Origin of the sequence: Nocardioides sp. YR527 (genome assembly GCF_900101045.1) — a bacterium.
Taxonomy (GTDB): domain Bacteria; phylum Actinomycetota; class Actinomycetes; order Propionibacteriales; family Nocardioidaceae; genus Nocardioides.
The window spans coordinates 388,752-410,590 of sequence record NZ_FNFN01000003.1 but is presented as its reverse complement, the minus strand read 5'-3'; the positions used below and the strand labels follow the sequence as shown (position 1 = coordinate 410,590).

At 68.9% G+C, this 21,839-nt stretch carries 24 protein-coding genes; 5 read left to right on the top strand and 19 right to left on the bottom strand.

The annotated features are described in order from the left end of the window. Positions 1–6: 6 nt before the first annotated feature. The 9 genes from BLT25_RS10550 to BLT25_RS10510 form a co-directional block, all read right to left on the bottom strand. Positions 7–738: a VIT1/CCC1 transporter family protein gene (locus tag BLT25_RS10550; protein ID WP_091046241.1), complete on the bottom strand. Its 732-nt coding sequence runs from the start codon at positions 736–738 to the stop codon at positions 7–9. Beyond that, positions 738–1,265, bottom strand: a complete 528-nt coding sequence (locus BLT25_RS10545) for a hypothetical protein (protein WP_143033710.1) — start codon at positions 1,263–1,265, stop codon at positions 738–740. Before BLT25_RS10545 ends, BLT25_RS10550 begins: the two co-directional genes overlap by 1 nt. Next, positions 1,262–2,425 carry a M20 family metallopeptidase gene (locus BLT25_RS10540; RefSeq protein ID WP_091045309.1) on the bottom strand — a complete coding sequence of 388 codons (1,164 nt, stop codon included), beginning with the start codon at positions 2,423–2,425 and terminating at the stop codon, positions 1,262–1,264. The genes BLT25_RS10545 and BLT25_RS10540 overlap by 4 nt, the downstream gene beginning before the upstream one ends. Continuing rightward, on the bottom strand, positions 2,422–3,627 hold the full coding sequence (locus tag BLT25_RS10535; protein WP_091045307.1) for an aminotransferase-like domain-containing protein: 1,206 nt from the start codon (positions 3,625–3,627) through the stop codon (positions 2,422–2,424). Before BLT25_RS10535 ends, BLT25_RS10540 begins: the two co-directional genes overlap by 4 nt. A gap of 22 nt (positions 3,628–3,649) precedes the next feature. Further along, positions 3,650–4,831, bottom strand: coding sequence for a M24 family metallopeptidase (locus BLT25_RS10530; protein WP_256328537.1), 1,182 nt, complete (start codon positions 4,829–4,831; stop codon positions 3,650–3,652). Between the two features lie 168 nt (positions 4,832–4,999). Next, a complete protein-coding gene (locus BLT25_RS10525) occupies positions 5,000–6,148 on the bottom strand; it encodes an acyl-CoA dehydrogenase family protein (RefSeq protein ID WP_371113330.1) in 1,149 nt (382 codons plus the stop codon). A gap of 60 nt (positions 6,149–6,208) precedes the next feature. Next, entirely contained in the window at positions 6,209–7,657 is a 1,449-nt protein-coding gene (locus BLT25_RS10520) for an MDR family MFS transporter (protein ID WP_091045304.1), read from the bottom strand. A gap of 43 nt (positions 7,658–7,700) precedes the next feature. Beyond that, positions 7,701–8,417, bottom strand: a complete 717-nt coding sequence (locus BLT25_RS10515; RefSeq protein ID WP_143033709.1) for a hypothetical protein — start codon at positions 8,415–8,417, stop codon at positions 7,701–7,703. Between the two features lie 30 nt (positions 8,418–8,447). Then, entirely contained in the window at positions 8,448–9,149 is a 702-nt protein-coding gene (locus BLT25_RS10510) for an NAD-dependent deacylase (RefSeq protein WP_091045299.1), read from the bottom strand. A 178-nt stretch (positions 9,150–9,327) separates the two neighbouring features. Between BLT25_RS10510 and BLT25_RS10505 the strand changes: the two genes are divergently transcribed. The 3 genes from BLT25_RS10505 (at position 9,328) to BLT25_RS10495 (ending at position 11,586) form a co-directional block, all read left to right on the top strand. Then, complete coding sequence (locus tag BLT25_RS10505) at positions 9,328–10,491, top strand: beta-1,3-glucanase family protein (protein ID WP_091045298.1); 1,164 nt, start codon at positions 9,328–9,330, stop codon at positions 10,489–10,491. A gap of 81 nt (positions 10,492–10,572) precedes the next feature. After that, entirely contained in the window at positions 10,573–10,983 is a 411-nt protein-coding gene (locus tag BLT25_RS10500; RefSeq protein WP_091045295.1) for a hypothetical protein, read from the top strand. Between the two features lie 45 nt (positions 10,984–11,028). Beyond that, positions 11,029–11,586 (top strand): hypothetical protein, encoded by a 558-nt coding sequence (locus BLT25_RS10495; protein ID WP_091045292.1) that lies wholly within the window; start codon positions 11,029–11,031, stop codon positions 11,584–11,586. On the opposite strand, the gene BLT25_RS10490 is transcribed toward BLT25_RS10495, so the two are convergent. From BLT25_RS10490 to BLT25_RS10460, 8 genes are all read right to left on the bottom strand, one after another. After that, positions 11,474–12,655 carry a fatty acid desaturase family protein gene (locus BLT25_RS10490; RefSeq protein WP_256328536.1) on the bottom strand — a complete coding sequence of 394 codons (1,182 nt, stop codon included), beginning with the start codon at positions 12,653–12,655 and terminating at the stop codon, positions 11,474–11,476. The two genes, BLT25_RS10495 and BLT25_RS10490, sit on opposite strands and share 113 nt — an antisense overlap. Before the next feature lie 5 nt (positions 12,656–12,660). Beyond that, on the bottom strand, positions 12,661–13,479 hold the full coding sequence (locus tag BLT25_RS10485; protein WP_091045291.1) for an ABC transporter permease: 819 nt from the start codon (positions 13,477–13,479) through the stop codon (positions 12,661–12,663). Positions 13,480–13,504: 25 nt separating this feature from the next. Beyond that, positions 13,505–14,245 (bottom strand): ABC transporter ATP-binding protein, encoded by a 741-nt coding sequence (locus BLT25_RS10480; RefSeq protein ID WP_091045288.1) that lies wholly within the window; start codon positions 14,243–14,245, stop codon positions 13,505–13,507. Then, the gene (locus BLT25_RS10475) at positions 14,242–15,057 is read right to left on the bottom strand and encodes an alpha/beta hydrolase (protein WP_091045285.1); all 816 of its coding nucleotides are present in this window, start codon (positions 15,055–15,057) and stop codon (positions 14,242–14,244) included. Before BLT25_RS10475 ends, BLT25_RS10480 begins: the two co-directional genes overlap by 4 nt. Before the next feature lie 275 nt (positions 15,058–15,332). Next, positions 15,333–15,998, bottom strand: a complete 666-nt coding sequence (locus BLT25_RS10470; RefSeq protein WP_091045282.1) for a hypothetical protein — start codon at positions 15,996–15,998, stop codon at positions 15,333–15,335. A 335-nt stretch (positions 15,999–16,333) separates the two neighbouring features. Continuing rightward, positions 16,334–16,918 (bottom strand): hypothetical protein, encoded by a 585-nt coding sequence (locus BLT25_RS29485; protein ID WP_143033708.1) that lies wholly within the window; start codon positions 16,916–16,918, stop codon positions 16,334–16,336. An 83-nt stretch (positions 16,919–17,001) separates the two neighbouring features. Further along, positions 17,002–17,664 carry a response regulator gene (locus BLT25_RS10465; RefSeq protein WP_091045280.1) on the bottom strand — a complete coding sequence of 221 codons (663 nt, stop codon included), beginning with the start codon at positions 17,662–17,664 and terminating at the stop codon, positions 17,002–17,004. Continuing rightward, positions 17,661–18,860: a sensor histidine kinase gene (locus tag BLT25_RS10460; RefSeq protein ID WP_176883776.1), complete on the bottom strand. Its 1,200-nt coding sequence runs from the start codon at positions 18,858–18,860 to the stop codon at positions 17,661–17,663. Before BLT25_RS10460 ends, BLT25_RS10465 begins: the two co-directional genes overlap by 4 nt. A gap of 139 nt (positions 18,861–18,999) precedes the next feature. Here BLT25_RS10460 and BLT25_RS10455 point away from each other — a divergent pair, with 139 nt between their 5' ends. Next, positions 19,000–19,446: a hypothetical protein gene (locus BLT25_RS10455; RefSeq protein ID WP_091045275.1), complete on the top strand. Its 447-nt coding sequence runs from the start codon at positions 19,000–19,002 to the stop codon at positions 19,444–19,446. 6 nt (positions 19,447–19,452) lie between these two features. Here the strand turns inward: BLT25_RS10455 and BLT25_RS10450 are convergent, their stop codons facing one another. Further along, entirely contained in the window at positions 19,453–19,917 is a 465-nt protein-coding gene (locus BLT25_RS10450) for an SRPBCC family protein (protein WP_091045273.1), read from the bottom strand. Between the two features lie 97 nt (positions 19,918–20,014). Here BLT25_RS10450 and BLT25_RS10445 point away from each other — a divergent pair, with 97 nt between their 5' ends. Next, positions 20,015–20,485: a winged helix-turn-helix transcriptional regulator gene (locus tag BLT25_RS10445; RefSeq protein ID WP_091045270.1), complete on the top strand. Its 471-nt coding sequence runs from the start codon at positions 20,015–20,017 to the stop codon at positions 20,483–20,485. A 50-nt stretch (positions 20,486–20,535) separates the two neighbouring features. On the opposite strand, the gene BLT25_RS10440 is transcribed toward BLT25_RS10445, so the two are convergent. After that, positions 20,536–21,837 (bottom strand): MFS transporter, encoded by a 1,302-nt coding sequence (locus tag BLT25_RS10440; protein ID WP_091045267.1) that lies wholly within the window; start codon positions 21,835–21,837, stop codon positions 20,536–20,538. Positions 21,838–21,839: the final 2 nt, after the last annotated feature.

Here is a 21,839-nt window from a genome sequence, read left to right as displayed (position 1 = left end):
CCAGGTTCACCCGAGTTGTGTGCCGAGCAGGTTGCCCACCACATAGGTCACCAGCATCGCGAGCAGGCCGCCGACGACGTTGCGCAGCGCCGCGCGGGCGGGCGGTGCATAGCCGAGGCGCGCGCTGGTCCAACCGGTGACGGCGAGCGCGGCGGTGACGGTGAGGATCGTCGCCCAGATGCGGGCTCCGTCCGGGATGAGCGTGATCGACAGCAGGGGCAGCAACGCACCAAGGGTGAACGAGAGCATCGATGCCCAGGCCGCGGACCAGGGCGAGGTGAGGTCATCGACGTCGATGCCCAGCTCGAGGGCAGCGTGGGCGCGCAGCGCATCACGATCGGTGAGCTGCTCGGCCACCTCGGCAGCGGTCTCGGGCTCCAGTCCCCGCTCGCGCAGGAACCCCTCCAGCTCGCGCAGCTCCTCCTCGGGCATCTCCCGCAGCTCGCGACGCTCCTTGGCGATCAGCGACTCCTCGGTGTCGCGCTGGGTCGAGACGGAGACGTACTCCCCCGCCGCCATGCTGATCGCGCCCGCCACCAGGGCGGCGACGCCGGCGATGAGGATCGTGCTGTCATCGGTGGTCGCGCCGGCGACGCCCATGACGACACCGGCGGTGGAGACGATGCCGTCGTTGGCTCCGAGTACGCCCGCCCGCAGCCAGTTGAGCCGGTTCTTCAGGCCCTCGGCCCGCTCCTCGGCGTCCCCGTGGCCGGCGTGGGCACCCTCACCGTTCGTCATCATTGGGGAGCGTCACTGCTCGCCTTGCCGGGGAGGGGCTCCTGCGGGTTCTCGCAGAAGCGGACCGGGCCGGTCTTACCGCCGTGGTACTCGTACGTCTTCCCTTCGGCCTCGAGCACCACACGGACGCCGTCGGTCAGGACCATCGTGTACATCTTCCCGGGCTCCGGGCAGCCGAGGCTGCCGTCGCGCCAGGTCACCGCGTCGTTGGAGACGACGGTGATCTCCTCGCTCTTCACCCCTTGACGCTTGGCCAGGTCGGCGATCGCGGCTGCGACCTTCGGGTCCTCAGCGGGCGTCGGGTCAGACGATGTGGGCACGTTAGACACGTTAGCGCCTGGATCGGTCGCCTCGGAGCCACATCCGGCCAACGACGGTGCCAGCGTCAGCGCCAGAACGGGCAGCAGGTACGCCGCGGGGCGGATCGTGCGCTTGCTCTTGTCGGTGCCGATGACGGTGCTGTGGTTGGTGGGGGTCATGACCTTGAGTACGTCCACGGTCCTGGGTTCGTTGCGTCCGAGAGTCACGCGCGGAACTCTCGCACATGCCGAGCGAGGAGGTCGGCATAGACGCGGGCGGCGGTCACCAGATCCGCGATCTCGACGCTCTCGTCGGGGCGGTGTGCCTGTTCGGCGACGGAGCCGGGGCCGAGCACGACGACCGGGATGCCCGTGCTCGCGACGAAGCCGCCGTCGCAGGCGGCGGTCCAGCCGGTCGGGGCGGATGCGGGTGCACCGGCCGCCGCCAGCGCGGCGGCGATGTTGTCGACGATCGGATCGTCGACCGGGGTCTCGAAGCCGGGCATGGCCATGGTCATCCGGACGTCGACGGCGAGGCCGCGCGTGGCGAGGTCGAGGGCCGCCAGGCGGCTCTCGACCTCCTTCCGTACGTCGCTCGCGGACTCGCCCGGGAGCAGGCGGCGGTCCGCGGTGATCCGGCAGTGTGCGGCGACCGTCGAGGCCGCCTGGCCGCCTTCGATCGTGCCGACGCTCCAGGTCGCCGGGCCGCACAGCGGGTGCGGACTCGCGGCCAGCTCGGCGTGCCAGCGCTCGATCTCGGCCACCACGTGGGCCATGCCGTGGATCGCGTTGCGGCCGTCGGACGGGTTACCGGAATGGGCGGCCAGGCCGGCGAGGGTGATCTCCAGGTAGGCGTCACCGCGGGCCGCGATCACCGGCTGCAGGCTGGTCGGCTCGACGACCAGGCAGGCGATGTGATGATTTGTCGACAATCCGCGGACGAAGTGGCGGATACCGAGGCCGAGCTCCTCCTCGTCGACGAGCACGGCGAGGGTGATCGGGGGCTGATCGGCGGTGTTGTCGACTGTGGACAATGCGACGATCGCTGCCGCCAGGCCGCCCTTGGTGTCCGCGCTGCCTCGCCCGTGCAGCCGCCCGTCGCGTACGTCACCGGAGAACGGGTCGCTGCTCCAGCCGTCGCCGGGCGGCACCACGTCGGAGTGGCTCACGATCAGGAGCCCGGGCCCGGGACCGCCGACCCGCGCGATCAGGTTCGAGCGGCCGGGTGCGACCTCGTCGAGGGTGACCTCGAACCCGCGCCGGCGACACTCCCCGGCGAGCACCGCGACCGTCGCGGCCTCCTCCCCAGGTGGGTTCTGACCGCGGGCGCGCACCAGCCGCTGAGCGAGCGCGACCACCTCGTCGGCATCGACCGACGCGGCCGTCAACGCTCCTCCTGGAGGCGGTCGACCGCGCGCCGGAGCCGGGCGATGCCCTCGGCGATCCGGCCCGGTGGCGTGGATGCGAAGCAGAGGCGTAGTGCGTGCGGGAAGAGCCCGCCCGGCGAGAACGCGTTGCCCGGGATGACCGCGACGCCCTCGGCCAGCGCGACCTCGAACAGCGCCGTGGTGTCGACGGACGACCCGAAGGTCACCCACAGGAAGAAGCCACCGTCCGGATCGGTCCAGGTCGCCTCACCGTCGAAGTGCTCGGTCAACGCCGCGCGCATCGCCTCCTTCCGCTCCTTGTAGACAATCCGCTGATCGGTCACGTGAGCGTCGAACCCGCCGGAGTCGAGGAACCCGGCGAGCTGGCGCTGCGCCGGCAGGTTGGTGCAGGTGTCCATCGCCTGCTTGGCGTTGATCAGCAGCCGGCCCAGCGACGGGTCGGCGTCGACCCAGCCGACCCGCAGCCCCGGGGCGACGGTCTTGGAGAAGGTGCGCACCGAGTAGACCAGCGGGTCTCCCTCCGCCAGTTCGTGCAGCGTCGGCAGCGGTTCGCCGGCGAACCGCAGCAGCCCGTAGGGGTCGTCGTCGATGAGGATCGAGCCCCACTCGTGAGCGAGCTTGACGAGCCTGATCCGGCGCTCCAGCGACAGGGTCGCCCCCGACGGGTTCTGGAAGGTCGGGATGGCGTAGATCGACTTCGGTCGGCGGCCGGTGCGGCGTACCTCTGCCTCCAGGCGCTCCACGTCGAGGCCCTCCTCGTCGACCGGGATCTCGAGGAGCTCGGCCGAGTAGGAGAGTGCGGTCGCGCTGCCGTTGGTGTAGGTCGGCGCCTCGACGACGACCAGGTCGCCGGGGTCGGTGAAGAGCTTGTGGACGAGGTCGAGGCCCTGCATCCCGCCCGACGTGATCGTCAGCCGGTCCGGCGTGGTCTCGTCGCTGGTGCCGGCCAGCTGGGCCAGCAGCGCCTCGCGGAGCGCCGGGTCGCCCTCGGTCGCGGCATAGTCGAAGGCGTGCGACTCCAGCGGCACCTCGGCCAGCGCGGCTGCCGGGATCGCGTCCTGGGCCGGGCTGCCCATGGCGAGGCGGACGATGTCGTGGGTCTGCTGGGCCAGCAGCGACGTACTGGAGTCGATCACCGAGCCCACGAGCTGCGCGCTGCGCGCTGCCAGGGGCAGCTGGACTTCCGTGCGGATTGTCGACATTCGACACTTCCTCCTTGGTGGACTACTCGTTGACGATCAGCTGACGCGGCATCGAGGTCAGCGGCTCGGGCAGGTGCTCGGTGACCAGGACCGACTCGGAGAGCTCATAGGCCCAGCCGTCCATCCACATCCCGAGGATCACGTGGAAGGCCATCCCGGGCTCGAGAACCGTCTCCTCGCCGGCCCGGAGGCTGACGGTCCGTTCGCCCCAGTCGGGCGGGAAGCCGACCCCGATCGAGTACCCGATCCGGGACTCCTTGGTGAGTCCATGGGCGGCGATCACGCGCGTGAAGGCAGCATGTACGTCGGCCCCGGCCGCCCCCGGCTTCATCGAGCCGAGGGCGGCCTCCATACCCTCGGCGGTCGCGGCGGCACAGTCGAGCAGCTTGGCCGACGGCGGCCCGAGGCAGACGGTGCGGGCGAGCGGAGCGTGGTAGCGGTTGCGTACGCCGGCGAGCTCCACCGTGGTCGCCTCACCGCGTCGCAGCACCCTGTCGGTCCAGGTCAGGTGGGGCGTGTCGGCGCTGACGCCGGTCGGCAGCAGCGGGACCAGGGCCGGGTAGTCGCCGCCGACCCCGCCGACGCTGGCCGTCTGCGCCGCCTGGATGTCGGCCACGACGTCACACTCGCGCCGACCCGATCGAACCCCCTCCAGGGCGGCGGTCATCGCCCGCTGGGCGACCTCGCCCGCGGCCCGCAGCTCGTCCTGCTCGGCCCGCGACTTCACCAGACGCACCCAGTTGACCAGCTCCTCGCTGTCGACGATCCGCGTGTGCGGAAGGGCTCGCTGAACCGCCAGGAACCCGCGCACCGGCAGATAGTGAGCATCCAACTCCATCGCGACGACGGCGTCAGGATTGTCGACAAATACATTTAGCTCCCGCGCACGCGCGGCGATGTGGTCGTAGGGGTGCACCTCGGGCCGGTGGACCAGCTCCTCCGGGTAGGCGTGGATCCGCTCCTCCGGCAGCACCGCCGTGTGTGCTGCCCCGTGCGCGTCCATCGCCCGAAGGAACAGATGGGGCTCACCACGCGCCGGCACCACCGCACACTGCGGTACGTAGAACGACCAGGCGTTGTAGCCGGTCAGGTAGTAGAGGTTGGACGGGTCCGCGACCACCAGCGCCGACCAGCCCCGCTCCGCCATCCGCCGCTGCACCTTCTCCAGCCGCTCCGCGAACTCCTCGGGGCCGAAGACGCTCACCACACCGACACCGTTCCCGCCACCAGATCATCGTGACCGAGTGCGCTGATTGTTGACAATAGACAGTGCGAGATTTCAACAGGTCGTCCCATCGCCGAAACACCCCGAAATACACTGACGGGCGCCCACCCGGAGGTGGACGCCCGTCAGCGACGTACGAAGAAGGACTCAGAAGCCGAGGTCGCGGCCGATGAGCTCCTTCATGATCTCGTTGGAGCCGGCCCAGATCTTGGTGACGCGGGCGTCGCGCCAGGCGCGAGCGACGCGGTACTCGTTCATGAAGCCGTAGCCGCCGTGGATCTGGACGCAGTGGTCGAGGACCTCGGACTGCGCCTGCGAGGACCACCACTTGGCCTTGGAGGCCTCGACCGGGGTGAGCTCACCGCGGGCGTGCGCGGCGACGCACTTGTCGACGTACGCCTCGGCGACCTCGATCTGGGTGACCAGCTCGGCGAGCAGGAACTTGTTGTGCTGGAAGGCGCCGATCGACTGGCCGAAGGCCTTGCGGTCCTTGGCGTACTGCACGGTCTCGAGCAGGATCTGCTTGGCCTGCGCGACGTTGGCGACGGCGCACGAGACGCGCTCCTGCGGGAGCTCCTCCATCATGTGGATGAAGCCGCGGTTGAGCTCGCCGATGATCTCGGCGTCGGTGACGCGTACGTTCTCGAAGAAGAGCTCGGCGGTGTCGGACTCCTCCATGCCGACCTTGTCGAGCTTGCGGCCACGCGAGAAGCCCTCCTTGGTCGCCTCGATCGCGAAGAGGGTGATGCCCTTGGCGCCCTTCTCCGGGTCGGTGCGGACCGCGGTGATGACCAGGTCGCAGGAGTAGCCGTTGGTGATGAAGGTCTTGGAGCCGTTGATGACCCACTCGTCGCCGTCGCGGACCGCGGTGGTCTTCAGCGCAGCGAGGTCGGAGCCGCCAGAGGGCTCGGTCATGCCGATCGCGAGCAGGATCTCACCGGCGGCCACGCCCGGGAGCCAGCGCTGCTTCTGCTCCTCGGTGCCGAGGCGGACCAGGTAGGGGGCGGTGATGTCGGAGTGGATGCCGACGCAGGTCGGGTAGGCCGCGCCGATCTTGGCGAGCTCCTCGGCGAGGACCGCATTGAAGCGGAAGTCATCGGCGCCGGCGCCGCCGTACTCCTCCGGGATCGCGAGACCGAGGAAGCCGTTCTCACCGGCTTCGAGCCAGAACTCGCGGGGCAGCGCCTTGTCGGCGATGTGCTTGTCGGTGTGGGGCTTGACCGAACGCTCCAGCCACTGCTGGACGGAGGCTCGGAAGTCCTCGTGGTCTTCCTCATAGTGGTCGCGCTTCAGCATGCCTCGGAGTCTACGACGCAGTGGTTACTCGGTGGTAACCCTCTCAGAATTCAATCTGCTTCAGTCCTGCCGGATCCGGACCGGGGTACGCCAGGCCACCAGCAGCAGCGGAAGCGAGACGACCAGGCCGACGACGAAGACGACGTGCAGCGCGGGCGCGAGGACGTCTGCCGGCAGGGCTTCGAGCGGCGGCACCTCTCCCCCGGCGTACTCACGCCTGACCAGCCCGTTCGCGACCGCACCGAAGAGCGCGACGCCCAACGCCGAGCCGACCGAGCGGGCGAACATGTTGGACCCGGTCGCCACCCCGCGTACCTCCCAGTCGACCGCCGACCCGGCGGCGACGATGCCCGGGTTGACCGACCAGCCGAACCCGAGGCCGAGCACGAAGCACGGGACCGCCAGGTGCCAGATCGACGAGGTCTCGCCGACCGTGATGAGCACCAGCCCGCCGACGATGACCAGCAGCGAACCGAGCCCGACGGCGGTCCGGAACCCCCGAGAAAGGTAGATCCGGCCGGCCGTGGCGGCGGCGATCGGCCAGCCGATGCTCATCCCGGCGAGCGCGAACCCGGCCACCAGCGCCGAGTGACCGAGCACGCTCTGGGCATAGAGCGGGACGTACGTCGTGAGCCCGAGCATCACCACGCCGACGATCAGGCTGGCAGCGTTGGCCGGCGCGAGGACGCGGTGCCCGAGGACCCACGGCGGCAGCACCGGGTCGGCGGCGCGGCGCTCGACGAACCCGAAGGCCACCAGGGCCGCGATGCCGACCGCGAAGATCAGGTAGGACGGCCAGGAGGCCCACGCCCAGGCGTGCCCGCCCTCAAGCAGCCCGAGCAGCAGCGCGATCCCGCCGACCGTCAACAAGCCCGCGCCGGCCCAGTCGATGGCCCGATCGTCGGCGGCCGCCCGCCGCTCCTCGTGGAAGTGCCGCAACAGCCACAGCGCGACCGCCCCGACCGGCAGGTTGATCAGGAAGATCAGCCGCCAGTCGAGGTAGTCGGCGAAGAGGCCGCCGAGCGTCGGCCCGACGATGGCAGCGGTGGCCCAGACCGAGGCGACGTACGAGGTCGCGACCGCCCGCTCCTCCAGCGTGTAGATGTCGGAGACGATCGTCATCGCCATCGGCTGGATCGCCCCGGCACCGATCCCCTGGATCGCCCGGAAGACGATCAGCGCGGTCAGCGACCACGCCAGACCACACAGCAGCGACCCGATCAGGAACGCGACGATCCCCGCGATCATCACCGGCTTGCGCCCGAGCCGGTCGGCAACCTTGGCGTAGAGCGGCGTGGTCACCGCGGTGGCCAGCACGTAGATCGAGAAGAGCCACGGGAACTGCTCGAACCCGCCGAGGTCCTTGACCACGCTCGGCACCGCCGTCGCCAGGATCGTCATGTCGATCGCGACCAGGCTGAGCGAGACCATCACCGCGAGCAGGATCGGCCCTCGTTCGCTACGAAGTCCTACCGAGCTGCGCGTTGGTCTGGTCGTCGAGGTGGGCACATTACTTAGCAATCCTCACGACCGCCCATTCATTCCGAGAGGCTCAGTCCTCCAGGTCGGCGAGGTCGAAGACGTCGCCGGCGGCGGGCTCCTCGACCTGGAACTCCTTGTCGAAGTCGGAGAAGGTGAGCTCGCCGGAGCTGCCCTGGGTCCACTTCACGATCCGGTGGGGCTCCGAGGCCAGGACGTACGTCCGGCTCTCGGTCTCGCCGTTGGTGACGTCGAGGCGGACGGCGGGGCCGTCGGCGGCCATCGCCGGACCGATCGCCTGGGCCTCGGCCTCGGGCGGGACCATCTGGGCGGTGAGGCTGTCGATGCTGCAGAAGGCGCGGAGGCTGGCCAGCTCGCCCTCGAGCTTCACCCACTTCTCACCGACCCGCTTGGCGATGCGCTGACCCTCACCCTTGGCCGGCGCGATCGACTTCCAGAACTCCTCGTCGCCCTGGTACCAGGCCGAGCCGTCGATGGAGCGCAGCGAGATCTGGCCGTCGCCGATGCTGACCTTGCCGACACAGGCGTCGTCGGCCGAGACGTCGAGGTCGACGGTGATCTTGGTGCTCTCCGAGTCGAGCACGTCACCCTCGACGTGCACGGTCTTGATCTCGTGCATCGCGGCGCGGGCATCCTCGGCGATCTGGTTGCCGGGCTCCTTCGCGTACTCGCGCGCCTGAGACAGCGATCCCTCCTCGTCACCACAGCCGGCGAGAGCGCTGGTCAGCGCGACGATGAGGACAGTCAGGGGCACGGCTCGGCGAAACACGGGGCTATCGTGACAGAAATTACGAAGGGGTCAACGCGAGAGAGCCTGTACGTCGGCAACCCACTCCGGCACCAGCTTGCCGGCCGGCCCCTGACGGGCGTCGTCGAAGAGGTGCGAGGTCTCGGATGAGTCCAGGTTGAGCTCGAGCGTCTTGGCCCCGGCACGGGTGGCCATGCGTACGAAACCGGCGGCCGGGTAGACCGCGCCGCTGGTGCCGATGGCGACGAAGAGGTCGGACCGGACGAGTGCCCGCTCGATCAGGTCGAGGTCGTAGGGCATCTCGCCGAACCACACCACGTCGGGCCTCAGCGTGTCGTTGCCGCAGCCCGGGCAGGCCGGGCCGTCGCCGAGGTCGTCGTCCCAGGCGAACCGGCCCTGACAGGAGTCGCAGAGGGCGGAGAGCAGCTCGCCGTGCATGTGCACCACCCGGCGGGAGCCGGCGCGTTCGTGCAGGTCATCCACGTTCTGGGTGACCACCAGCAGCTCGTCGCCGAGGACCTGCTCGAGTCTGGCCAGCGCGAGATGGGCCGCGTTGGGCGCCACCGCGCGCAGCTCACGGCGGCGGTCGTCGTAGAACCGATGGACCGTCGCTGGATCACGATGGAACGCCTCGGGTGTCGCCACGTTGTCGACGTGGTGACCCTGCCAGAGCCCATCAGCATCGCGGAAGGTCGCGAGACCGCTCTCGGCGGAGATCCCGGCTCCGGTGAGCACGACAACTTTCACAAGCATTCAGGCTAGCGAGGTTGACGAAACATCCGCTGCCCCCGGACGGCCTTTTTGGTCACTCGATCGGTGTTCGTGACCGAACCGAGGCCGTCCCGACGCCGCTCGGCGAAAGTATGGACTTTTACTGTAAAGGACCCTTACTGTAATTCGGGTTCCTACAGTTCCCCACTCGGGAGGTCCCATGCTGACCAGACGATCTGTACTCGCCGCCACCTCTGCCGCCTTCGCCGTGCCGCTCCTGGGCGGGACCAACTGGCAGGCCGCACAAGCGATGCGCCCGCAACGACTCGGAGCCCAGGCCACCATCCGGCTCCGCTTCGTCAACCGGACCGGCGCGTACGACAACGCCTCCATCCACTTCTACATCGTCGGCACCAACCTGGCCACGGGTGAGCAGTCCCGGGTCACGCCCGAGGGCACGCTCGTGCCCGTCTCGCTCGCCGACAACGGCGCCGACGGCTACGCCGACTACGCGATCCCGTTCTCGGGCAGCGGCGACACGCTCTCCCAGATTCCCGCCGACATGTCGGGCCGGATCTACTTCTCGCTCGGCGACAAGCTGAAGTTCAAGGTCAACGAGGGCAACGCGCTCGCCTATCCGGCGGCGTGGGTCGAGTCCGACCCCAGCTACGGCGTGCTGCACGACTGCGTCGAGTTCACCTACAAGAGCGGCCGGATCTACTGCAACACGACCATGGTCGACATGTTCAGCGTCCCGCTCTCGATCGCGCTGACCGGCGAGGAGTCCCCGACCACCGGCACCCTCGTCGAGGGCGGCCGGTCGAGGATCTTCGACGCCGTCTCGGCCTCGCCCGACTTCGGCCCCCTCGTCGTCGACGACCGTCGCATCCTCGCGCCGGGACACGGGCTGGACGCCGGGAAGTTCTCCTCGACCTACTTCGACTCCTACATCGATCAGGTGTGGTCGAAGTACGCCGGCGAGGCGCTCGTCGTGAATGCGAACAACACCACCTTCACCGGCCGGGTGAGCGGCGACCAGTTCGTCTTCGACGGCGGGGTCAAGGCGTTCAGCCGGCCCTCGACCCGGGACGTGCTCTTCTGCGACGGCGCGCTGGCGGCACCCAACGACGGGATCACCGGCCCGGTCGCCGCCGTGCTCGGCGCGGGCTTCAACCGGACCACGCTGCTCGCCTCCGCGAACCAGCCCACCGGCGACCCCGCCGGCTTCTACCAGGGCGACCCGGTCCATGCGTACTGCAAGGCGATGCACGACAACACGGTCGACGGGAGGGCCTACGGGTTCGCCTTCGACGACGTCGGCGGCTTCGCCTCGTACGTCGAGGACAACGCCTCCGAGATGGCGGTGACGCTGACCCCGTTCTGAGGGTCCGGGCGGCGATCCCCTCTATCGGGGATCGCCGGCTCGGCTCGCCCACCGCGCCACGAGGGCCCGTACGGTCGCACCATGTCGTACGTCGTCCTCGTGGCGTGGCTCGTCCAGGCAGCCGTCGGAGTGCTGCTGCTGACGGGCTGGTTCCGGCATGGCCGCGTCCGATCGCGGGTGGTCCTCACCCACGTCGGCCTCTCCGTCCTCGGGCTCGCGTGCTGGACGACGTACGTCCTGGTCGACCAGGTCCTCTGGGCGTGGGCCGCCCTTCTGCTCATCACCATCGGCAACGGCTTCGGCGACAACATGCTGCTGTGGCGTACGCGGCGGATGGGCGGCAGCCACCTCTCCACGGTCAACGCCTACAAGGTCGCCCTCCGCTCGATGTTCAAGGGCCGGCTGCCGCTCCGGGTCAGCTTCCATGCGATGTTCGCGGGGGTCGTCTACTTCTCCACCCTGGCCGTCTGCGTCGTCGCCACCGTCTCCTAGCCCGTTCGGCCGTGCAGGGCGCCGCGCGGCCGGGATACTGATCCCATGGGTGCTGGTGGGGCGGTTCTGATCATCGTCGTCGGGGCGATCCTGCTGTTCTTCGTCACGGTCGCGCTGGTCCTGCTGGTGGCCGCCGGAGTGGTTCGGCTGTCGGGGAAGAACCCCAAGCCGCTGGCCTGGTCCGGGGTCGGCGTGCTCGCGGTGCCCGTGCTGTTCGTCGCCACGCTGGTCGTGTGGTCCCAGGTCACCCGCGACCCCGACACCATCGAGCTCGACCTGCGCGAGCCGGTCCGGCTCTCGAGCCTGCCCGAGGACAACGAGGACTTCCCCGGGATCCGCGACTACGACAGCGACCGGATCGACCTCGTCCTGCCCGACGGCGAGCACTTCGAGGCCGAGGTCGACGGGATCCTGGTCTGGTCCGACGACGTGTACGTCACCCGGGTCACCTTCGACCGGCGGGCCCGGGAGAAGGGTGAGACCGAGTCCCTCACCCGGAAGTGGGAGAGGGAGCTCGGTGGAGCCGGCACCGTGGAGGTCGATGCGGACTACTCCGATCACGGACGGGTCCGGGCAGCGGTTTCCGCCGAGCCGGCCCCGTAGGACCGTGGTCACCCTGTCCTGTTGGCCACGACGAACGGGCAGGCGAAGGGATCGCGGTCGCCGAGGCCCACGCGGTTGAGTGACGGACGACGATGACGTACGACTCCAGGAGGCCGGCCTCGGCGTAGGGGACGCCCTGCTCGGCGCAGTAGGCGCGGACCAGGGGCTGGGCGCGACGAAGGCTGCCGCTCGGCATGCTCGGGAAGAGGTGGTGCTCGATCTGCAGGTTGAGGCCACCCATGAGCCAGTCGACCCAGCGCCCGCCGCGGATATTGCGGGAGGTCAGGACCTGGCGGGAGAGGAAGTCGATCCTGGTGTCGCGCGGGACCAGCGGCATGCCCTTGTGGTTGGGGGCGAAGCTGGCGCCCATGTAGACGCCGAAGACGGCCAGCTGCACACCCAGGAACGCCGCACCGAGACCGAGGCCCAGGACCGAGCAGACCAGCACCGGCCAGCCGATCAGCCGCAGCGCCAGCAGCGCTGCCTCCGTACGCCGGTGCTTGAGGTCGCGGTCGCCGATCACGGTGCGGACGGCACCCACGTGGAGGTTGATGCCTTCGAGGGTCAGCAGCGGGAAGAACAGCCATCCCTGGCGGGCGGTGAGCCACCGTTTGAGGCCGGTGCGTCGCTCGACGTCCTCGGGCGTGAACAGCAGGACCGAGGGGCGGATGTCCTCGTCCGCGTCGACCTTGTTCGGGTTGGCGTGGTGGCGCGTGTGCTTGCGCATCCACCAGCCGTAGCTCAGCCCGACGACCAGGTTGCCGAGGATGCGAGAGGCCCATTCGTTCTTCGGACCCGAGGCGAAGATCTGACGGTGGGCGCCGTCGTGGGAGAGGAACGCCGTCTGGGTGAACAGCACCCCGAAGGCCGCCGCGACCAGCAGCTGCCACCAGGTCTGCCCGAGGGCGAGCAGGGCGATCAGCGCGAGCGCGAAGCCGGTGCCGAGGAGGGCAACCCGCCGGGCGTACGTCCTCGGCTTACGCTCCAGGAGACCCTCCTGCCGGACGCGACTCATCAGCTCGGTGTAGGCGTTGACCTGACGGTGCGCCTGGCTTGGGAGCATGGTCATCGCGGTCACCGCCCCAGGCGGCGCAGCCGCGCCATGGCCAGCGGCAGGCAGACCGCGATGATGGCGACCGGCCAGAGGACGGCCATGGTCAGCGCGTGCTCGCCCACCCAGGTCGTGGCGGGGCCGGCCGTGTTGCCGAAGAGCTCGCGGGTGGCGATGACCGTGGAGGAGAGGGGGTTCCACTCGGCGGGGAGCGCGAGCCAGCCGGGCATCAGGTCGGTCGGCACGATCGTGTCGGCGACCATGGCGAGCGGGAAGACGAGCGCGAAGTACTTCATCGCCGCCTCGGGACCGCTGACCAGCAGGCCGAGCAGGATGCCGACCCAGGAGAAGGCCATCCGGAGGAGGACCAAGAGCCCGAGCGCGGCGATCACCCCACCGAGCCCGAGATGGGCCTGCCAGCCGAACAGCGTCCCGAGCGCCAGCAGGATCGACAGCTCGACCACCGCCAGGATCACGTCGGCCAGGGCGCGCCCGGCCAGCACCGCCACCGGCGACATCGGCAGGGATCGCATCCGGTCCAGCACCCCACCGCGTACGTCCTCGGCGACCGAGATCGTGGTGTTGCCGATCCCGAAGGCCATGGTGAGCGCGAAGAGACCGGGGAGCAGGAACTCGCGGTATTCCGCGCCCGGGACGTCCATCGCGACCCCGAAGGCCTCGCCGAAGACGAAGCCGAACATGGCCACCGCCATCACCGGGATCATCAGGGTGCCGAGGAGCTCATCGGGGCGGTGTACGAGATGGAGGAGGTGGCGCTTGGCCACCACCCAGGTGTCGACCATCGCCCACGTGATGCGTGATCCGTGGACGGTCTCGGTCATACCCCCATCAATGGACACAGTCATCTCAGGCCCCCTCGGTGATCAGCAGGAACGCCTCGTCGAGGTCGCGGCCGCCGACGCTGGACTTGAGCTCGGCGGGCGTCCCCTCGGCGACGACCCGGCCGCGGTCGACCATCGTGATGCGTGAACACAACCGGTCGGCCTCCTCCAGGTACTGGGTGGTCAGCAGCACGGTCGTGCCGGAGTCGGCCAGCTCGCGGACCGCGTCCCAGACCTCGAGCCGGCTGCGCGGGTCGAGGCCGGTGGTGGGCTCGTCGAGGAAGAGCACCCGAGGACTGCGGATGAGGCTGACGGCCAGGTCGAGCCGCCTGCGCATGCCACCGGAGTAGCCGCGCACCGGGCGGCCTGCGGCCTCGACGAGGTCGAAGCGCTCGAGCAGCTCATCGGCTCGGGCTCGCGCCTCCCGGGCCCGCATCCGGTACAGGCGGGCGAACATCTCCAGGTTCTGACGGCCACTCAGGACGCCGTCGACGGCCGCATACTGGCCGGCGATGCCGATGCGCGCTCGCACGCCCGCCCGGTCGCGGGCGACGTTGCGGCCGGCGACCCAGGCCTGGCCCGAGTCGAAGCTCGCGAGGGTGGCCAGGATGCGTACGGTCGTGGTCTTGCCGGCGCCGTTGGGGCCGAGCAGGCCGTGGACGGTGCCGGCGGGGACGGCGAGGTCGATGCCGTCCAGGGCGGCACCCCGGCCGGGGTAGCTCTTGCGGAGCCCCTGGGTCCAGATGGCGGGTTCGTCGGTGATCATGCTGCTGCCTCCATGTCGGCGGTGGATCGTGCGGGTCGGGGTGTGCGCGGGGTGGTGGTGACGCCGGCCGGGGTCACCTCGTCGTAGCGGCCCAGCGCGATCCGGGCGATGTTGAGCAGCGACTCGCTGCCCTCGGCGTAGTAGCCGCAGTGGCCGGGGATGTCGCCGGTGCCGAACCTGGTGGCGCCGAGCTCGAGCGGCCCGCGCCCGAGACCGAGGCGGCCGACCCGCACCCGCGGGACCAGCCGGATCCGGTCGGTCTCGCCGTACGCGGCCCAGAGCCGGGTGCCGGTGCCCAGCTCGGAGCGCCGCACCGCGCCCATCCCCGCGCTGCCCAGCGCCACATAGTCCTCCGCGCGGGCGGAGGCCAGGGCGAGGCCGGCGACGGTCGAGCCGTAGCTGTGACCGACCAGGGTGAGGTGCGCGGCACGCGGCAGGTAGTGGGTCAGGTTCGCCAGGTCCTGCGCACCGGCGTAGGCGGGGCTGTTGGTGATCGCGTTGTACCACTCCGGCGGCGAGTGGTAGCCCAGCCAGACCACGACGGCCGACCCGCTCTCGGGCGCGATCGCCTGCATCGTACGCAGCAGCAGCTGCCCACGGGAGCGCGGACTGTGGGCCTCGGTGCTGGTGAAGTAGTTGCCGAGGTGGTGGCCGTTTCCGGGCACGATGACCGCGATGTGGTCGGCGGTCGCAGCATCCCCGAAGACCTCCACGACCCGTGCCCCTCCGGGCGGGTCGCAGGCGAGCAGGCGGGGTCCGATGGATCCGTCGGCCTCGTTGAGGCCGTATCTGAGCGGCGTCACAACTGTCATGGCCGTGACGGTAGGAATCAGGTCTCCCGCCGCGCGTCACTCCCGGGAGCCATTCGACCCCCTACCGGGGTAGTGCGGGATGACCCTGAGGATGGCAGTCGCTCCCGCTCGCTGTAGCTGCGCCACGCGGTTTCCTGATGCCAAGCGCCCGCAATCACCTCGGCTACTCACCGATTGCAATGACGTGCGGCCTACTTCGGTGCTCGGCCTGAGATCACTGATGCGATCCATTGCTCCTGCGCCATCGCTCCACGCCGCGCCGCACAGTCACATCGTCACACCTCAATCGTCTCGTCCCGCACCTGCGTGCCGTTGGGACCGAATTCCACAACGCGCTTCGAGGTGGCTACTGACTTGGCAGAAGGGAGCCCGTTTGAAATCCAGTGGATCACCCTCCTGATGCCACCGTTCGGGAAATCACCGTGCTCGATCTCAATCTGCGGATCGTTGAACGACGCCGCCAACTCGTCACCTCTCGCCTCGAGCTCGTCGTACCGCATCCACGTACGAAACTCTCGCTGGGCCTCACGAATCGAGTTGATGTCGTCGCTAAGGCGGAACAGATCCACCCGGACCAGGTCCCCGTCAGGCTTGGGCGCGGAACCAACGGGCAGGGCCAATAGCGGCTCACGGTCCACGATCCTGTAGGCATCGGGACCGAACCACATCGTCGCAGCTGACCACAGCCACATTCCAGGCGCAGGCGTACGCCGACCCACATTTCCGGACGTGTCGACGTTCTCGCACTCGAAGGCCTCGTCATAGACGGTTGGCAAGTGGCGCCATGTACGCCCAAAGACCTCATACGTCCCCACCTGCTGTTCCGACTGCCAGAAGACATCGTCCGCATCTCCGACCAACGCGGCCGTGAAGCCAGGGAGCGCACCCGCCGTACGTATCAGGCTTTCATCGGGCCATCCGGCGGTCTTCAGGATGATCACTTGTGCCGGCCATCCGGCGATGCCAGTCAACTGCACTAGCTCCCCGTCATCACCCTCTACAGTCGTTGAACCCGGGCGATGATCACCCAGCAACTGCTCAACAGCCTTGCTCGTGTACGGAACCGCACGCCGCCCTCGAAACAGGCTCGACCTGATTCGGCTTGGAGGAAATCCAAGGTCACGATTCCATGAGGCGCATGAAGTCTGACGTTGTCACTGAGCCAGGCACATAGCAGATGTACGTGAGGATCACGGGAACTCCTCACTTATCCTCCGTGCCAGGTCATCCTCGTCGTAGGTTACGTTGAACGCACGACCAGACATCCATCAATCCCTCATTCCTCATCGTCCGTGAACATGTCTAGGTCGACGTATATGGCAACCATGTCTCCTACCGGAGCGAACTTTCCCCAGCATGGATAAGAACCAGACTCAGACCAGATATAGGCAACCCCGTCAACCACTTTCGCCATCTTGTCTCCAAGAACGCTCCAGATGTGAGAGACATAATCAGGATCTGTATCTAGATCGCTAAACCAGTCCTTCTTCTCGTCAGGAAAGATGGCAAGGGTTCCGGACCGGCCAAGAATCATGAGGTCATTGGTTCCGCGCGGATGTGGGACGGGGGAAGCCAGCAGGCGCCACTCTCCCGGACGCCGCCAATCCCCTACCACTGCACCAAGGCCTATGAACTGCTCACCGTTGCCGAATTCATCGCGTCCTTCGACGACAAGGACGTCTAACTGGACATCGGCAGCGAGCCCAAAGCTTCGATATTCGCCCGGATCGGACTTCTCAAGAACATCGTTAATATAGAACCGTCCGGAGTCGCTGGCTAAACGCCCGACTTCGCTACTCCCAATATTCCAGCCTTCCAAACCTGGAACCTCACCGGAGGCCAGCGCAACGTCTGGATGCAAGGCAACTCCAATCTCTCTTCACACTCAGCCACCGCGCCACTACGGGGCAGCTTGGAAGCGCACGCGCATACGCGATCCGGGCCCTAGACGTGCGGCGCGACCAGGCCGCTCTCGTAGGCGAAGACCACCGCCTGGGCGCGGTCGCGCAGGCCGAGCTTGCCGAGGATGCGGCTGACGTGGGTCTTCACGGTCTGCTCGGCCAGGAAGAGCTCGGCGGCGATCTCGCTGTTGGAGCTGCCGCGGGCGATGTTCTCGAGCACCTCGCGCTCGCGCTCGGTGAGCTGCTTGAGCCGCGGATCCGCCTTCCGGCGTCGCGGGGCGCGGGCGAACTGGGCGATCACCTGCCGGGTCACCGAGGGCGAGAGCAGGGCCTCACCGGCATGGACGACGCGGATCGCGGAGGCGAGCTCGTCGGGCGAGGCGTCCTTGAGCAGGAAGCCGCTGGCACCGAGGCGCAGCGACTCGTGGACGTACTCGTCGGCGTCGAAGGTGGTCAGCATGACCACCTTGGTCTGCGCGGTGGCCGGGTTCTCGGAGAGCTGGCGGAGCGCTTCGATCCCATCCATCACCGGCATCCGGACGTCCATCAGCACCACGTCGGGATGCGTACGCCGCACCACCTGCAACGCCTCGGCGCCGTCGGCCGCGGTGCCGACCACCTCGAGGTCCGGTTGGGTGCTGAGCAGCGCCACGAACCCCGAGCGCACCATCTCCTGGTCGTCGACGACCACGATCTTCACCGTCACGGGGTCTTCCTACCGCGTTTGGCCGGGGCGCGCACCGCGGTTTGGGCCGGGAGCACCGCTTCGACGACGAACTCGTTCCCGTCACGGGCACCGGCGGTGACGCTCCCGCCGACCGCGTTGGCTCGCTCCCGCATCCCGATCAGCCCATGACCCCCGCCGACCGATTCTTTGTCGGACGCTGCGGTGGCGCCATCGAGAGCGTTGGCGACTCGGATCTCGAGGTCCTTCTCCCCCATCGTCAGATCGACGCCGACCGCCTCGCTGGGAGCGTGGCGGCGGGCGTTGCTGAGCGCCTCCTGCACGATCCGGTAGGCCGCGGTGCCGACCTCCGGGGCGACGTCGGTGAGCCCCGGAAGGTCACCGCGCACCTCGACCCGTTGCCCGGTCCCGCGGGCCGACTCGAAGAGCTCACCCAGTCCGTCGATGCCCGGCACCGGGACCCGGCCCGACTGCCCCTCCTCGGTACGCAGCACGTCGAGCACCCCGCGCATCTGCCGCAGCGCCGAGGCCGCCAGGTCGGCGATCTCGGCGAACTCCGCCTCCGCGGCCGGGCTGACGTCGTCTACCCGGTGCGGCGCCGACCTGGCCTGCACGGTGATCAGCGACATGTTGTGGGCGATCACGTCGTGCAACTCTCGGGCGATACGGGCCTTCTCCTCGACGACCGAGCGGCGCTCGTGCTCCTCACGCAACGCGCTGCGCGACTCGGAGAGCCGTCGAGCGACGGTCGCGAGGGCACCCAGCAGCAGCGCGAGCGAGGCGAAGTTGGCCACCTCGACGATCGAGGTGACGAAGTCGTTCCAGGCCAGCCCGACGACGGCCAGCACGACTCCGGCGGCGACCTGGATGCCCAGGGTGATCGCGGCCAGCCGCCACCCGGCGACCAGGGTCAGCACCAGCAACACCAACAGCTGGGTCAGCGTCGGCGGCGCCACCATCCACGGCCAGCCTTCCGGGCTCTGGCGTGCGATCGCCAGAGCGGCCACGGTGACCGCGACCAGGGAGAGGCCGGCCGCCTCCACCGGGCGCCGGAGTGCCAACGGGATCGAGGCGGCATGCGTGACCCCGATCAGCAGAGCGACCCCGCCCGCGACTTCGTAGGGGTCGGTGGTCAGGACCGCGGCCTCCACGATCCCGAGCACGGTCGCGGCGACGTACAACGCCAGACGACCGCGGCCGGGCCAGGTCTTCAGCATGTTCAAGTAATACCAGGCACGAGAGCACGACCGGCGGCCCATCGACCGCACGAGGAGTGGTCACTTTGGGCCCTCTCGAGGGCCTCCGGAGAGCCCAAATCGACCACTCCTCACCGGCGGATGTGGTGGACTACCCGCCGTGCTGTTGCTCATCCTGATCGTGATCGTCCTGCTCGCCGGTCTGGCCGGCCTCGTCGCGTACGGCGCCCTCACGGTCCGCGGACAGCGCAGGACGCTCGCGGCGTTCCGAACGATGGCGCAGGCCTATTTCACCCGACCGCAGATGGGGATGTGGAAGCTTGCGGCGACGATCCTCGTGGTGAGCCCCGACGAGGTCTCGGTCTGGAAGAGCGGCCCGGGGCAGCCGACGCGACTGCTCGCCCTTCCTGGACAGGGCGCGACCGTCGCGGCGGCCGAGGTCAGGATCAATACCGCGCGCGTCGTCGAGGGGTTTGTGATCACCTCGGCCGACGGCCGCAGCATCCCTCTCACCCTCTGGCCCGAGCCGACGATGGGCGTCGCGAAGCCGCACACCGGTGCGCTCCTCGTTCGTACGATCGAGGAGATCCGCGGCATCCTCGCCTGAGCGTCGTCACCGGCCGACGGCGGCCTTGTCCTCGTCCTGCGTCCGGATCGTGCCCTCACCGGACTCGATCCGGCCCTTCAGGCTGACGGTGATGTAGTGGGTCCAGGCGTCGTAGCAGACGTCGAAGCACTCGTCGCCGCGCCCGAGGCCCTCGTGGGTGAAGGTGACCCGCGTCTGTCCGCCGTCGCGGGCGATGTCGAACCGTCCGGTCGTGCCGATCCACTCCTTCTTGTCCGCGATGAAGTCGAGGTAGCCATCGGTGAACTCCCACACCACGCGCTCCCCCGGGACCAGCTCCGCCACGCGCTGCTTGGAGTAGTGGATGTCCGGCACCAGGTAGAACCACTCGGCCCCGACCTGGTCGGTGGGTCCGGCGATGTGGTGCCCCCACCAGGAACGTACGTCGTTGATGGCCTCGAACGCCTCCTGAGGAGTGGCGTCGACGGTGAAGGTTGCGGTCAGGTCGCTCATGGCTGTCCCCTTGGAATCGGATGTGACTTGCATCATGCAAGCACCACCGTAGACACGCGCACTTTCATCATGCAAGTGATTTGCTAGAGTCGTCCTCGTGCTCGGAAAGACGTACGACGGCCAGATCTGCTCCATAGCCCGCTCCCTGGAGATCGTGGGAGAGCGCTGGACCCTGCTGATCCTGCGGGACGCGATCTTCGCCGGCGTCACGCGCTACGGCGACTTCCAGCACAACCTCGGCATAGCCACGAACATCCTGAAGACGCGCCTGGCCACGCTCGTCGAGACCGGCCTGATGACACGCGACGACGCCGGCGACTACAGGCCGACCGCCATGGCCCAGGGGCTGCGGCCGGCACTGATCGCGCTCACCGAGTGGGGCGACACGTGGTTCGCGCCCGACGGTCGCCCGATCGACTACCTGCACGCCGACTGCGGCGAACCCGTGACCGTCGAGACGCGCTGCCAGCAGCACGGCACCATCCCCCCGGACGACGTCGTGGTCCGACCCGGCCCCGGCATGCCCGCGGAGTACCTGGCAGCCAGACGGCCGACTCGGGACAGATGAGACAGCAGGGCCCGCCGCGACTCGCGCGGCGGGCCCTGCTGCATGGGGTCTCAGGCGTCGACGAGCTCTCGGTCGCTGGTCTCCCCCAGCCTGACCAGGGAGAACACGCTCAGCAGACAGAACGCCGCGATGACCGTGGAGAGCACGACGGTGCTCGCGCCGGCCTTCTGCAGCGAGGCGAAGAGGAGCGGCGAGAGGCCCGCGCCCATGCCGGCGAGCTGGTAGCCGAGCGAGGCACCCGTGTAGCGCGAGGAGGTCTTGAAGACCTCGCTCATCAGCGCAGCGAGCGGGCCGTAGAAGGCGGCATGGATGACCGACTGACCAAGGACCACCGCAAGCACCAGCAGCGCGACGCTGCCGCTGTCGAGCATCGGGAAGAGCAGGTACGCGAAGACCGCCGTCGCGAGAGCGGCGGTCAGGATCACCGGCCGGCGGCCGACGCGGTCGGTGAGCGCGGACCAGCCGAGGATGCCGACCACGGCGCCGGCCGAGGAGAGCGTGAGCGCGTTGAGCACCGTGGGCCGCTCGAACCCCGCGCCGAGGGCGTACGAGATCAGGAAGGTGGTCAAGGTGCCCTGCACGACGAAGGCACCGAGCCCGACGCCGACGGCCAGCAGGAGCGTACGCGGGTGGTTGCGGAGGACGTCGAGCAGCGGCGTCTTCGCCTCGGCCTTGCGGTCCTTCATCGCCTCGAAGGCGGGCGACTCGGTGACGCTGAGCCGGATCCACAGGCCGACCGCGAGCAGCAGGATGCTGAGCAGGAACGGCACCCGCCAGCCCCACGCGGTGAACTGCTCGGGCGTGGTGACCGTGGCCATCAGCGCCATCACCGCGGTGGAGAGGACCATGCCGGCCGGAGCACCCGCGTTGGTGAACGAGGCCCACAGCCCGCGCCGGGAGGTGGCGTGCTCGGCGGTGATCAGAACCGCGCCGCCCCACTCCCCGCCGACCGCGATGCCCTGGACGACCCGGAGCACGACGAGCAGCACGGGCGCGGCCGCACCGATCTGGCCGTACGTCGGCAGGCAGCCGATCAGGAAGCTGACCACACCCATGATCAGCATGGTCAGGACCAGCATCTTCTTCCGGCCGAGCCGGTCGCCGAAGTGGCCGAAGACCACACCGCCGAGCGGGCGCGCCAGGTAGCCCGCGGCGAAGGTGCCGAAGGACGCGATCGTGCCGGTCACCGGGTCGAGGTTGGAGAAGAAGACCTCGTTGAAGACCACGGCCGAGGCGGTGGAGTAGAGCAGGAAGTCGTAGTACTCGATCAGGCTGCCCGTGAAGCTGCTGGCGACGATCCGGCCCATCTGCGTGCGTGGACCGGTCGTGCTACCGCCGGAGGTGAGGGTCATGT

What these genes read in the sequence shown, in the direction of transcription:
- BLT25_RS10550 (WP_091046241.1), bottom strand. Translation starts at nt 738, where the DNA reads ATGACGAACGGTGAGGGTGCCCACGCCGGCCACGGGGACGCCGAGGAG.
- BLT25_RS10535 (WP_091045307.1), bottom strand. Translation starts at nt 3,627, where the DNA reads ATGTCGACAATCCGCACGGAAGTCCAGCTGCCCCTGGCAGCGCGCAGC.
- BLT25_RS10525 (WP_371113330.1), bottom strand. Translation starts at nt 6,148, where the DNA reads ATGCTGAAGCGCGACCACTATGAGGAAGACCACGAGGACTTCCGAGCC.
- BLT25_RS10510 (WP_091045299.1), bottom strand. Translation starts at nt 9,149, where the DNA reads ATGCTTGTGAAAGTTGTCGTGCTCACCGGAGCCGGGATCTCCGCCGAG.
- BLT25_RS10505 (WP_091045298.1), top strand. Translation starts at nt 9,328, where the DNA reads ATGCTGACCAGACGATCTGTACTCGCCGCCACCTCTGCCGCCTTCGCC.
- BLT25_RS10500 (WP_091045295.1), top strand. Translation starts at nt 10,573, where the DNA reads ATGTCGTACGTCGTCCTCGTGGCGTGGCTCGTCCAGGCAGCCGTCGGA.
- BLT25_RS10495 (WP_091045292.1), top strand. Translation starts at nt 11,029, where the DNA reads ATGGGTGCTGGTGGGGCGGTTCTGATCATCGTCGTCGGGGCGATCCTG.
- BLT25_RS10490 (WP_256328536.1), bottom strand. Translation starts at nt 12,655, where the DNA reads ATGACCATGCTCCCAAGCCAGGCGCACCGTCAGGTCAACGCCTACACC.
- BLT25_RS10485 (WP_091045291.1), bottom strand. Translation starts at nt 13,479, where the DNA reads ATGACCGAGACCGTCCACGGATCACGCATCACGTGGGCGATGGTCGAC.
- BLT25_RS10480 (WP_091045288.1), bottom strand. Translation starts at nt 14,245, where the DNA reads ATGATCACCGACGAACCCGCCATCTGGACCCAGGGGCTCCGCAAGAGC.
- BLT25_RS10475 (WP_091045285.1), bottom strand. Translation starts at nt 15,057, where the DNA reads ATGACAGTTGTGACGCCGCTCAGATACGGCCTCAACGAGGCCGACGGA.
- BLT25_RS10460 (WP_176883776.1), bottom strand. Translation starts at nt 18,860, where the DNA reads ATGCTGAAGACCTGGCCCGGCCGCGGTCGTCTGGCGTTGTACGTCGCC.
- BLT25_RS10450 (WP_091045273.1), bottom strand. Translation starts at nt 19,917, where the DNA reads ATGAGCGACCTGACCGCAACCTTCACCGTCGACGCCACTCCTCAGGAG.
- BLT25_RS10440 (WP_091045267.1), bottom strand. Translation starts at nt 21,837, where the DNA reads ATGACCCTCACCTCCGGCGGTAGCACGACCGGTCCACGCACGCAGATG.